We start from the raw sequence: 13,154 nt of genomic DNA, 5'->3' as shown, positions 1-13,154 counted from the left end.
TAGCCGTTCATAATTCCCGCCGCATGAAGCGCTGCGATCTCGCGCGCATACCAGGCATTCGCCTCAACATCCGAGAAAGCGCCGATTTCGTTGGACTTCGGAAGGCTCAGCATTCGAGCCAGCAGCGCCGCGAATTCCGCCCTCGTAATCGTCCGTTCCGGCTCGAAGCGTTCATTCGCCGTACCCCGCATGTAATCGCGCAACCCCAACTCCGCGATATGCTCATAAGCCCAGTGCTTTTTCGGAACATCCGCGTATTCGCGTTCATAGAGGAATACGGCCGCCTCTACACCCGTATGAGCGGTATACGACGTTTCGCCGCCAAGCTCCAGTCCGCCTTCGGCGTAACGCCATTCCTTCGCTATTTCGTCGTAAGCGAACAAGGCGATCCGTTTGTCGCTTGCTTGAAGATCATCGTCAAGATCGAGAAAAACCTTGGCCGACAACCCGACGGCCTGGCCGGTCTTTGCGGTTCGGACAGTCAACTTAGCTGCATCGGCAACCCCGATAAATCCGTTTCGTCCGAACAAGGCCGGCGCGTTCTCCCATTCGATGACGAGATCGCCGTCCGCAAGCGCTTGGCCTAGCTGCTCCGCCGTTAACAGAATGCGGAATCCCTTCCCTTTGAACTCGAGCTCTCTGCCGAATTCCAGCAGTTCCTCACGTATGGCTGCCGGAACTTCAATCCGGTGCCGGTTGATCGATACTCCGTCGGCGAATCGTAATTCCACGGGCCCGGATTGGCCATTGCGCAGCTTGCGAACCAGCGGCTCCGCATAAATTCGAATGACGGACCTTCCATCGTGCAAAAGGCTTTCATAGGTGCGCTCTCCATCCGGTTCCTCGCCTCCGTTGCCGCCATTCCCGGTACCGCCATTGCCTCCTGTGCCTTCGCCGCCATTGCCGCCTGTTTCGCCTTCGCCCGTCTCCTCCTCTTCCGGCGCGAATTGGAATTTCTTTAGATTGGCTACCCCGAAGCCGCCTTTAAACACCAGGTAGACGTTATGGATGCCCTGCACGTCCCCTGTTATTGCCGTCTGCTGCACTACGAAGTTGGTAAAGGCGCCCGTGGAAGCGACCGTCAGTTTGCCGAGCAGCGGACCGTCCGCCGCATGGAGCCGTACTTCGATATCTTTGCCTGCCTGCGCCTCCGCTACGGCCACGTCCGCTATGAAGGCGGTTGCTCCCCGATTGAATTCCACGTTGTTGTACCGCACCCAATCGTTGTTGTCCAGACTTCCGATGGAGTCGTTGGCCGCGATGACCGTAACGCCCGACATCTCGTCAAAGCCAGTCGCCGCAATACTCGTATAAGCCGAACGAACAACCGCGTTGCCGTCGGGTACAACCGTAAAGACTTCCGTCTCGCGTTCCGCGGAGCCGTATTTGGCCGCAATCGTAATATAATAGGTCGTGTCGTTGGTCAGCCCCGTCAAGGTATGGTAGGTCTGTCCCGCCGGCAGCTCCGTCTCCACGTCGGGATTTCCCGGCAACGTGCCGTATCGGATTACATAGCCCGTTACGCCTTCATGTCCCGTCCAAGACAGCGACACCGCGCCGTCCCGCGGAGTGACGTCGCCGACCAGCGGCGCCTTGAGCTCCAGCTCGGAGCGCGAAAGCGACACGTCCGAGAAGACCGCTTCCGCATATTCCGAAGGCGTTCGGGAAGACACCGCGAGCCCCGCCAGCATCTCTTCGGGCATATCCAGAATCAGCTGCTGCATTTGCACCCACTCGCCGTTGCTCATGTAGTAGCTTGTAAACACCTTGTTTTCCCTGGTGACCTTAAGCTTGGTCGGCATCGGTACTGGCGATATATTTTTGTAGGTAGTGAGTCCCCCGTTCGACATGCGCACGGTCGTGAACACCTCGCCGTTCGGCTTCATCCGCAGATAGAAGTTGGCTGAGTCCTGTGTGTCGCGCGAACGGAACATGATGCCCGCCATCGTATTGCTGTCCGTATTCGTCAGCGACTCCAAAGTCGCCTCCATCGCGATCTTCTCTTCGTTCGCGTTCTGGACCCATTGGGAGATATAACCGAATTCGTCGCTCGTGCCCCATACGTCCGCGCCTACTGCGCGAAGCGTATATTCGCCGCGTTCATAGGAGGCATAATTAGGCTGGGTGCCGTAATTCCGAAGCTCCCACGGCGAAGCCAGGCTATCCCACTTCGGAATGCTAATCCGGTAGTCGTCGACATCCACGTCCGCGTTCCAAATTTGCAGCCCTGCGGATCCTGCTGCCAGCGGGCTTGCATCCTCGTATTCGATGAGCAGCTCGTCATTGACGTACCCCCTTACGCAGCCCGGGCTGACCGAAAGTCGGAACGTATACCATTCTCCTGGTACGAGGGTGAAGTCCGTCTCTTGCACCAAGCCGCCAGCCGCCCGCTTCTCGAGCTGAAGCTTGCCGGTATTGCGGTACATCAGCTGATACCGCGTTCCGGCCCCGACGGAATTGGAATCATTGCCGATCAGAAACACCATCTGCGCCGAAGCGTTGCTTCCCACCCAGTTGTTCACTCTCAGCCTGGATTCGATCGAATAATGCGTGCGGCCCAGCTCGCGCTTCTGATTGCCGAACGTGCCGTTGAAATGCAGCAGCTTGCCTTCTTCGTCATTCGTCAACTGCCAGGTACCGGGACTGGACGAGCTTTCCTGTACCCAGCCGGGCTGCAGCTCGTCTTCGAAGAGATCCTCGAACAACACGGCCGTTCCGCCATAGACGACCGCCAGCGGGGAAGGCCCGCCGGATCCCAGACGATTGACGGCTTCAACGTAATAATAATAGTCGTGCAAGGCGCTAGCGTCGGTGTCGACATAGCTCAGCTCATTCGCCAGCACGGCGATCCGCTCGAATGCCGCATCGGGATGGGAGCCCCGATACACATGGTATTCTGTGGCCATGTCAACCCGGTTCCAAGCGAGATGCACTTGATCCAGGCGGGTAAACGTCAGATTTGGCGCATCCGGCACCCGGTCCGTCACCCGGCTGTCGAATGTCATGACGCCATTGCTATTGGCCAGCTCTGCCGGACGCGAACGCGAGGTGCTATAAGCGATTACCTTCCAATAGTAGGTTTCGTCGTAAGTAAGCACGCCTTCCAAGGCATGCCGTGACTTCTCCGTGACCGTGTCCGACACGATGTTGGCGAACTGATCGTCCTTTGCGACGAGAAGACGGTACTGTACCGCGCCCTCGGAAGGCTCCCAACGGAACTGTACGTTTAACGGATCCACGTCTTGTGCGTCATCAACCGGCGCGCTGGCATAGAACGTCCCCAATGACGCGTTCCAATTCCGGTATTCATCGTCGTACAGACCGATCGACGCAAACGGAATCGGCTCGAATCCGGGAATTTGCGTATAGACCTCCGAACCTGGCAGCAGCTCGAAGTTCATCGCGTCCGCGTCGACAAAGCCGGGATCCGCGTTCGTGATCCAGTTTCCTTCTGCCGTCATGGGGCCATTGCGGTATAAAGCGCCGTCCACGACGACATTGTCCTCCATGACGTTGCTGTTCAGCGGCAGCTCCACGGGTACGCCGTTGCCGTCATAATAACCCGAGAGCACGGGATATTTGCTGGCGTAGGGCTCTTGCTTAATGTTAACGCTGCCTAGCAGCCGATTGCGTTGAATCGGTTCGTTAAGGAATTCCTTCCACCGCGCAGACGTCCAAAGCGTGGCCTGTATGGCATGCGGAATATCGATCGAAATATTATTGCGGAATACGTTATGATGGCCGCCGTGAATATGCATATTGGCATTGCTGCCCGCCTTGTAGAAAACGTTGCCGTGAATCAACTGCCCGCTTGCCCCGTCATCCAGGAAGACGGCTTGGGAGGCATGGTCGCTGCCCAGGTGATGGAAAAAGTTATAGCGAATGACGTTGCCCTGCTCGCTAGCGTTGCGTCCCATATAGATGGAACCCATATCGTCCGCTTCGCGCAGCACGTGATGAATCTCGTTTTTCTCAATCACATGATCGTTGCCGTTCAAATAAATCGCCATATGCGGCGAGTTGTAAATCTCGTTATTCGCCGCGACATTGCCCACGCCTGTCAGCCAGATGCCCGGTCTGTAACCTTCGTCGCGACGGTTGAAATCGCTGATCTTGTTGTTCCGTACCTGCACGTTGCCTGACGTCAGCGTTACCCGATTACCCGCGCCAACGTAGATGCCGCCCGCTCCTGTTCCTGTCACCTCGTTGCCGGCAATGACGTGGTTGACGCCGCCAAGCCGGTCCCAATCCTGATTCAGATAGATATGTCCCTGAATATTGCCAACCACGCGGGACTCCGGCACGCCACTAAATTCGTGAACGGTATAACCCGGTCCCGGCACGCCTTGACCGACGGAGATCGCCACGGTTCCGAGATTACGGAACGTATTGCCGGCAATCGTATTGCCGTCGCCGCCCTCCATGTAGATTCCCATATCCCGGCTGTTTTCGAAAATAAAGCCTTGTATCGTAATAAACGAAGCATCCTCGATGGCGGCAAGCGGCTCCTCCAGCATGGATGCCTGTATGCGTGCCCCGCTTAACGAAACGTTGGGGTACAAATACAACGTGCTGCTGTCGTAGTCCAGGAAATATTCGCCCGGCTCGTCGATCTCCTCTAGCAGGTTATAGGCGTAATAGGTTTTCCAAGCGGCGCTGGCGGTCGACAAGCCGTACAAATGAGCGTCTGCAAGCTTGATCGTGCGGGCCGCCGTGTCGATCTCCTCCACCCGGATATTGTCTTCCGCGAAGCCGTAGCCGAAGTATCCGTGCAGCATAAGCTGCGTCGCCCCGCTCCAGTGGTCGGCGCGGTCGTAATCGTATTTGAACTTGCCTCCCCGATTGCCGTTGTCGTTCTGCCGCGGAATCGAGCCGGTATCCAGCACCTGTCCGAGCGGCAGGTAACCTTCGTTGGGCCAACGGGCCAGATGCATGGCCTGCTCGTTTACGAACAGCTCCATAGGCGCGGACACAACGTCGTGCAGATAGCCGTGTCTGCGATATTCACCCAGATCGGTTATTCCTTCCGCACCCAGATCGATCTGCAGCACATGCGCTCTGCCCTCCTCCGGAATGCGGGCCAGCGTCGCCGGATCGCTTACCGGCGAGAACGCGGTTCCGTCCAGTTGGATGCCTCCGCTGATGCGCACCTCTTCTCCGGGGTACGCGGCATAGACGATCGGCTTCGATGCCGTGCCGGAATCCTCCTCCAGCAATTCGAAGGTGGACGTCAGCCGATATTCCCCTTCCCTTACATAGACGGCAACGCCCCCTTCGGGAAGTCCAGCGCCAGCCTTCAGTTGACGGATGCGGTCTCTCGCTTCCTCAAGCGTCGCAAGCGGATTCGTGAGCGTGCCGTCGTTCTCGTCGTCCCCTGCCAGACTGACGTACAGCTCCGCTCCGGGAGAACTTTCTTCGGCCGACACCGTCGCATCCTTGCGGTATACCGTCTCCAATACAACCTGCAGGGCGAGCAGAATAGCGAGCAACAACGCTGCTTTGGATTTCATTATTTCTCCTCCTTTTTCATGGCTACTGCTATGATAACGCTTTCTTCAATTTCCCTAATAAAAGGGCCGGCGAGGCGGCGTTCCATGCCGCCGTCCCCGTCCCTTCAACGCTGCCTTTTATTGCACGGACGCTTTCCACTCATCCAATTGACGCTGCGCTTCTTCAATGACTCTGTCGATGCCGGCCTGCTTGAGCTTGCCTTGGAATTCTTCCAAAATGCGGTCGGCAGCGACCGTGCCGGTATTAAGACCGGGTCCGTATTCGTCGATAACAGTCGTTACGTTCGCGATCTCCGCGCTGACGCTCTCCGTTACGAATTTAAAGCCGATAATGGGCGACGGCGTAGCGGACTCGTTAAGCTCCTTCGTCTCTTTGGCGACGTTAGGATCCTTGCCCGCCAGCGTATAGCCGTTGAAGACGTTTCCGAATACCCAATCCGAGGCGGTGTACGTGCTGTCGGGAACAAGCTCCACGCTGCCGTCGGACTTCTTGTTGTAATGGGTTCCCTCGATGCCGAACGCAAGCAGATTAAACAGCTCCGGGTCCGTATTTACCAAATTGATAAGCATCATCGCCCGCTCGGGGTTGCCGGAATGCACGGGAATGGCCTGCAGCGTCGTAATGATGGTGTTCGTGCCCACGTAGGCGTCCGTCGTAAATGCGTATTGCATATCCTTGCCGCCTTGCGCCGCCTTGGCTTCCGCTTCGCCGCCGGGTTTCAGCACGTTATGGAAGCCGCCTACGGCTTGGCCTGCCTTCTGATAGTCGCCGATCGACTTGAGCGTCGCCGCGTCTTCGTTGATGTACCCCTTCTCGTAGAAATCTCTCATCGTATCCAGATACTGACGGTACTCTTCTGTCTCGTACATATTGACGATCTTGTCCGGATTGTCCAGATGGATGACCGCGATATTGGCAAGCACGCTCTCGAGGCCGTACGTGCGGTTCATGTAGCTGAACATCCCTTGGCGGCCTACCGCGAACGGGATCAAGTCGGGATGCTTCTGCTTGACCTGCTCCAGCAGCGGCGCAAGGTCCGCCAATTGTTTCATCTCCGCTTCAGGCTTGTATAGATCATAGAATTCCTTCTGCAGGACGAAGCCCTCGCGGTTCGTAACCGTCTGGTAATTCGGCACGCCGTAGATTTGGCCGTCGATCCGGGTGGCTTCCCATACGAAGTCGGGCATGCTCGCCTTCACGTCCGGGGCATAGCGGTCGATTAATTCGTCCAGCGGAATAAACGCGCCTTTGCTTTGATTCTGGACATAGTTGAAGTTCCAGTTGGATGTCCAGACGATATCGGCTTTTTCGCCGGAGGCGATGACCGTATTCATCTTCTGCGTATAATCGCCAAAGGCCAACGGCATCAGCTTGACGGTTGCGTTGATTTTCGGCTCGATGAGCTCGTTGACCTTGCTCTCCACGCTCTTTAGATCAGATGGTATCGCAGGCTGCGGATAATACCAGACCAGCTCTACCTTGGACAGTTCTTCGGCAGGTTTTTTCTCTTCCCCGTTTTGAGCCGTTCCCGTGTTGCCCGGCGCGGGATCGCTGCCGCCGTTTTTGCCGTTGCCGTTGCCTCCGCTGCATGCGGACAGCACTAGCGCAAGACAGAGTACGACTAACAGCATGATGTTTTTCTTCGGATACATGATTGCTCCTCCTTTGATGAAACCCCTTAATTGTATTATATCAACTCGAAGGACAAGGTCCTTCAAGAATGACATCGATAGGTAGCGGCAAGTGCGCCGTACGATCGTCGCAGAGCTAACGTTAGCTTTTGACCGAGCCGACCGTAAGTCCCGCCACGAAGTAACGTTGGAACATGGGGAATACGAACATCATCGGTCCCGCGGCAAGCACGGCCATCGCCATGCGGGTGGACAAGCTCGGGAATTTCGCCATGGTCAGGTTCACATTGACCAGATCCATGTTGGCCGATATAAATTCGATCGTGTCCATGATGCGGTAGAGCAGCAATTGCAGCGGCACGAGCTTCTGTTCGTCGATAAACAGCAGCCCCAGCCACCAGTCGTTCCAGTAGGCGAAAGAGATGAACAGGCCTACCGTCGCAAGCGCCGGCGTAGAGAGCGGCAATACGATGCGGAGAAATATGCGCCATTCGCTCGCCCCGTCGATCTTGGCGGAATCAAAGATTTCTACCGGCAGCTTCTCCAGGAACCCTTTCATGATGAGCAGGTAGAACGGGCTGACCAGATAGGGCACGATCAGAGCGGCGAGCGTATCCTTTAGATTCAGATATTGCGTCACCAGGATATAAAATGGCACCAGACCGCCGTTGAACAGCATCGTGAACACGATGAACAACAGGGTGGGACGGCGATAGCGGTAATCTCTGCGCGATACGGCGTAGGCGGCCATCGACGTCATCAGCAAAGCGCATGCCGTTCCGATGATCGTTACTCCGATCGTCACCTGGTACGCCTGCAGCAGCTGCAGCGGGTTGCGGAGCACGATCTCGTAAGCGAATGTGTCCCACTGCGCCGGGATGAACCGGTATCCATTATGGAGCAGCGACTCCTCGCTCGACAGGGAGATGGCGACCACCAGCAGGAGCGGCGCGAGAATGGCGGCGGATAAGACCGCGAAAAAGAGATTGATCACGATGGGCGCCGCCTTCGGTTTCCGGGTTGTCATTAGTCGCTCCTCCTTACCATAAGGCGTTGTCCGAGTTGATTTTTTTTATAATGTAGTTGGTGGTCAGAACCAGCGCGAAGCCGACGACGGACTGGTACAGCCCTACCGCGGTCGACATGCCGATATCCCCCACCACCCGCAGCGAGCGGTATACGTACGTATCGATGACGTCCGTCGCGCCGTACAGAAATCCGACATCGTTGGGAATAAAGTAGAACAGTCCGAAGTCCGCCCTGAAAATATTGCCGACCGCCACGATGAACAGAATGACGACCAGCGGCGTCAGCAGCGGAATCGTAATATGGCGGATCATCTGCATCTTGCCCGCTCCGTCGATCCGAGCCGCTTCGTAATAACTGGAGTCGATCCCCAATATGCCCGCGTAGTAGATCAGCGTGGAGAACCCCACCGACTTCCATAAGTAGACGAGAATGATGATGACCGGCCAATATGCCGAGGTTTCGTACCATCGCACGGGATCTTGCCCAAAGAACGTCAACAGCTGGTTGAGGAATCCGCTCTTGTGATCCAAAAATCCCATCGTCACGTAGCTGACCACGACCCAGGATAAGAAGTAAGGCAGAAACATGACCGTCTGGTGGATCTTCAGCCATCGTCGCCCGATCTCGTTCATCATAATGGCAAAAGCGATCGCGATGACGGTGCCCAACACGATAAAAGCGCCGTTGTAAAGAATGGTGTTTCTCGTAATCCGCAAGGCCGTATCCGACTGGAAGAAGAAACGGAAGTTATCCCAGCCTACCCAGTCGCTGCCCCACAAGCCTTTGGCGAAGTTGTATTTCTTGAAGGCGATAATCAGGCCTACTAGGGGCAAATAATTAAAGATCAGCTTAAACGTCACGGCGGGCAGCGCCAGCATGAACAGCTCCCTGTTTCTCCGTCCGTGCTTCCACTCCGCTCGGGCCCATGATAGTATTCGCATTGCCGTCCGACTCCTTTTCTGCTTGCTCGACTCATGCCGCCTGCCGGTTGCATATTCCCATTATGTCAGCCGTCATGGGCGTTGTTTACTGTAAATCGGGCACTTTGGACTGTCGTTTGGGACGACTATGGATTCGGACTATGCTCCGGGACGCCTTCCGAAACGGCATTTTTGCGTCTAAAGAAAAAAACCACCCCTGAAGGGGTGATGACGGGTGACGGGTTGTCTAAGTTATATGCATGCGTTAAGCTGCTCTCCATCGCCATTCTAACGGACATCAGTGACGCTAATGCTCGGCATTTATGCTTTTCAGAATCGTAACGGACATTACGGCCTCTATTTGCGCCAATCCTGCCTGATTTCGCACCATTTATGCGTAGTAGCGTCCCCCTTGTCCGTTAAAACGTGACTCTAACGAAAATGCGAACAATAGAGCTTCTGGTGTCCGTTAGCCCCGTTAACCGCTCCACATTCATAGGCGCTCCATCGACATCCGTATCGCATTCTCACGCGAAACATCCATTCAACAACAACAACAAATCAACAATAAAAATGAGGCTGTCCAATAAGTCCCCAAAATAAATAGGTTGGGCGAGAAAACGCAAGGTTTTCCGTCCAACCTTTTTATGTACCTGCTTTTGCAGGTATGCAGCGAGGCGGATGCCCTTGATATGACCGAACACGCTTTCTATTTCGACTTTACGTCGAGCATAGATGGCGGATTTCTCGTCATCCTCAAGGGCTTCACATTCAAAATAGCTTGAAGCTTCGCTCCAAACCAGATGCGTTTTTCTTCACCGTGAAGCTCATTCACGAAAGCGGTGACGGAGAAGTGAATTTCAGTACGCAATGAAGCCGATAAGCAGAGCGAGGTAAGCTCTGCTTATCGGCTTGTCCAAGTCACATTTAATTACCGGGAGTCATCCTGCGTTCCGGTAAAATATTTCCCCGGAATAAGCAAGGTACGCATCGTATGAGCGACCGTGTACCGGATCGATTCAGCCGCGCTACCCATCGCTTCTTCCAGAGTCATTGGCAACTGCACTGCGCCCACGATGACGTCGATGCCGGACTTCAGCAGCGCGTCTGCGTCCGGCCCAACGCCTCCGGAGATGCATACAACCGGCTTGTTGTATCGTTTCGCCAGCGCGGCGACGCCGGCCGGCGCTTTGCCATACGCCGTCTGCGCATCGGTGCGGCCTTCGCCCGTGATTACAAGATCGGCTTCTCGTGTATGTTTCTCGAACTGGATTGCCTCCAGGACGATATCGATGCCCCTCCGCATCCGTGCAGACAGGAAGGCAAGTAGTCCTGCGCCCAACCCCCCGGCGGCGCCAGCGCCCGGAACCTCCAGAACATCGACGCCGAGCTGTTCGCGAATGATCGTGCCGTAATTGTACAGGCTCGCATCCAGAATGCGCACCATCTCCGGCTTCGCCCCTTTCTGGGGTCCGAACACCGCGGATGCGCCGCTCGGACCGCAGAGCGGATTGCCTACGTCGCTCCCCACGATGATTTCACATTCGGTGATGCGCGGGTCGAGCCTGGTTATATCGATGCGATTCAGCGCTCCCAATGAGCCGCCGCCGAACGGAAGCTCCTTCCCACCGGCATCGAGGAAGCGAACGCCCAGCGCCTGCGCCATCCCCGCTCCGCCGTCGTTGGTCGCGCTCCCGCCGATGCCGATCAGAATCCGGCGACAGCCTTGATCCAGCGCGGCCTTGATCAACTGGCCCGTGCCGTATGTCGTCGCCGCCAGCGGATTAAGCCGCTCTTTCGGCACCAGCGTCAATCCCGACGCGGACGACATTTCGATCACGGCCGTACGCACCGTATCCTTCGAGCCGTCAACCGTATCAGCGCCGTCGACCATATCCGCGCCGCCGAACGTCTGCCGCGGGCCCTCCACAACGCCGAATCTCGCCATTACGGGCTCGCCAAGCGGTCCTGCCACTTCCAAGGCATAATATCGCCCGCCTGCCGCATTCACAATAACGTCCACAGTACCTTCCCCGCCATCGGCGACGGGCAGCTTAATGACAGCCGCCTCAGGCAGTGCGTCGAGAATTCCCTGCTCCATGCAAGCCGCAACCTCCGCGGCGCTAAGGCTTCCTTTGTACGAATCCGGCGCAACCAACACTTTCATTCCATCCGCACCTCGCTTTATTTGACCTGCACCGCCATAGCCTGCGCCTCCAGACAAAGCTCCGCCGCGTTCAATCCCGCCCCTTCCGCTTGATCCACATACATTGATAAGGAAGCAGCTCGACTTCCATGCCGGTCTGCAAGCCCGTGATCAAATCTTCGCCTTCAAAGTCGACGCCCGCATGCACCTCTTCGTTGGAAACATTGACCAAAACAAGGATGGTCTCGCCTGCCTCGGCATTGTCCCTGACGACGGCAAATACACGATCGTCCAGACGCACCGCCTGCTGGGACGCTCCGGGATGGAAGGCCCGCTGCGCGCGGCGCAGCCTGATCAACTCCGACAGTCGCCCGTATACCCGGCTTCTGAGCGTATCGTTCCCCAGCTCCTCGCCCACGGCGGAATCGTTCAGCTTGCCGCGGTTAATGCGCCGGTTGATACCGCTCCGATCCAGCTCGTCGTAGTCGTTCCTGGAGCCGAACAGGCTGTGGATATAGATGCCCGGCACGCCGGCCAGCGACAGCAGAATGACATGAGCCGCTATCATTTTAGCGGCGCGGACTTCGTCGTCATCATCGGGGTGGGACAAGGCGTCGACATAACTAATATTCAATTCGTAAGGACTTGTCGTGCCGTCCCCATTAGCCCGGTAGGATACGCGCCCGCCATGCTCCAGCACCCGCTCCACCATCCACTGCTTCTCCTCCGCCGTCAGCCGGTCTTCAACCGGCCTCATGCCGACTCCGTCATGCGAAGCGAGGAAATTAAAAAACGCGGTTCCGGCCGACGTCGGCTCCAGCTGTTCCAGCCATTGCATCAGCTTGCCCGCATCACAACGCAGGAAGGAATACAAGGTCAGCGGCGGCAGCGGGAACTGGTACACCATATGCGCTTCGTCGAAGCCGTTGCCGAAATAACCGATGTTGTCCTTATGCGGCACATTCGTCTCCGTAATGAGTATCGTACTCGGGCTGGCGATGTCCACAACCTGCCGCATCAGCTTGACGAGCGTATGCAATTCCTCCAGATGCATGCATGTCGTGCCCGGCTTCTTCCAGGCAAACCCGATCGCATCCAGCCGAATGAACCGCGCGCCCTTGCGCGTATAGAAGAGCAGCACTCGCAAAATATCGAGCAATACGTCGGGATTCGCAAAATTAAGGTCGATCTGATCCTCGCTGAACGTTGTCCACACATATTTGTAGCCCTCGGAGGTCTCGAATCGCGTAAGCAGCGGCAAATTTCTCGGGCGGGTCACCATGCTGTAATCGGCTTCGGGATCGCCTTCCGTGAAGTAATGCCTGTACTTGTCATCCCCGCGCAAATAACGCTGGAACCATTCGCTGCTCTTCGAAATATGATTGATGACGCCGTCGAACATCAGGTCGAACTGTTCGGCCAGTCGGGCGATGTCCTCCCAATCCCCCAGCTCCGGATTCACCTGCGTATAGTCGACAACGGAGAAGCCGTCGTCGGACGTATACGGATAGAAGGGGAGCAAGTGAACGGCTGTAATCGTATCCTTCGCATATTGCCGCAGAAACCTATGCAGAGCGGCCAGGGGGACGGCACCCTCTTCGCGGACGGAGTCTCCGTACGTTATCAGCATAACGTCGTTTTCGGAAACCCACTGCCGCGGCAACGATTGGCCGAACGTCCCCAGAATTCCCTCAATATCCGTCAATGTTCCCTCGCCTTGCGCTCCATACAGCAACCGGAGCTTGTCCAGCATGCTCGCACGCGCATCTTGCGTTATAACTGGCATATCCGCCATCCTCTCGTTCACTCAACTGAAATGTCGTGTCATGTAAGCAAAACCCGGAGCAAATTCGGCCGTATCCTTCACCGTACATTCCGCCGAAATCATGCCCGTGTAGCCGGACTGCCGCAAGCTGG

6 protein-coding genes are annotated in these 13,154 nt (G+C 56.4%); all 6 read right to left on the bottom strand.

The genetic code is table 11. From position 1 onward, the window contains the following. On the bottom strand, nt 1-5,510 hold a 5,510-nt coding region (locus PAT3040_RS26560; protein WP_146200566.1), incomplete at its 3' end, for a carbohydrate-binding protein. 117 nt (nt 5,511-5,627) lie between these two features. Continuing rightward, on the bottom strand, nt 5,628-7,163 hold the full coding sequence (locus tag PAT3040_RS26555; RefSeq protein ID WP_108995052.1) for an ABC transporter substrate-binding protein: 1,536 nt from the start codon (nt 7,161-7,163) through the stop codon (nt 5,628-5,630). Nucleotides 7,164-7,284: 121 nt separating this feature from the next. Next, the gene (locus PAT3040_RS26550; protein ID WP_087570469.1) at nt 7,285-8,169 is read right to left on the bottom strand and encodes a carbohydrate ABC transporter permease; all 885 of its coding nucleotides are present in this window, start codon (nt 8,167-8,169) and stop codon (nt 7,285-7,287) included. Nucleotides 8,170-8,182: 13 nt separating this feature from the next. Continuing rightward, nucleotides 8,183-9,112 (bottom strand): ABC transporter permease, encoded by a 930-nt coding sequence (locus PAT3040_RS26545; protein WP_108995051.1) that lies wholly within the window; start codon nt 9,110-9,112, stop codon nt 8,183-8,185. Between the two features lie 910 nt (nt 9,113-10,022). Beyond that, nucleotides 10,023-11,258 (bottom strand): glycerate kinase, encoded by a 1,236-nt coding sequence (locus tag PAT3040_RS26540; RefSeq protein WP_108995050.1) that lies wholly within the window; start codon nt 11,256-11,258, stop codon nt 10,023-10,025. A gap of 70 nt (nt 11,259-11,328) precedes the next feature. Next, nucleotides 11,329-13,023: a sugar phosphorylase gene (locus PAT3040_RS26535; RefSeq protein ID WP_219930324.1), complete on the bottom strand. Its 1,695-nt coding sequence runs from the start codon at nt 13,021-13,023 to the stop codon at nt 11,329-11,331. Nucleotides 13,024-13,154: the final 131 nt, after the last annotated feature.

The sequence above is a fragment of the Paenibacillus agaridevorans genome (assembly GCF_003112455.1).
GTDB classification, from domain to species: Bacteria; Bacillota; Bacilli; order Paenibacillales; family Paenibacillaceae; genus Pristimantibacillus; species Pristimantibacillus agaridevorans.
The sequence above is the reverse complement of the archived record's forward strand: the minus strand, read 5'-3'. Positions and strand labels throughout refer to the sequence as shown.

What these genes read in the sequence shown, in the direction of transcription:
- PAT3040_RS26555 (WP_108995052.1), bottom strand. Translation starts at nt 7,163, where the DNA reads ATGTATCCGAAGAAAAACATCATGCTGTTAGTCGTACTCTGTCTTGCG.
- PAT3040_RS26550 (WP_087570469.1), bottom strand. Translation starts at nt 8,169, where the DNA reads ATGACAACCCGGAAACCGAAGGCGGCGCCCATCGTGATCAATCTCTTT.
- PAT3040_RS26545 (WP_108995051.1), bottom strand. Translation starts at nt 9,112, where the DNA reads ATGCGAATACTATCATGGGCCCGAGCGGAGTGGAAGCACGGACGGAGA.
- PAT3040_RS26540 (WP_108995050.1), bottom strand. Translation starts at nt 11,258, where the DNA reads ATGAAAGTGTTGGTTGCGCCGGATTCGTACAAAGGAAGCCTTAGCGCC.
- PAT3040_RS26535 (WP_219930324.1), bottom strand. Translation starts at nt 13,023, where the DNA reads ATGCCAGTTATAACGCAAGATGCGCGTGCGAGCATGCTGGACAAGCTC.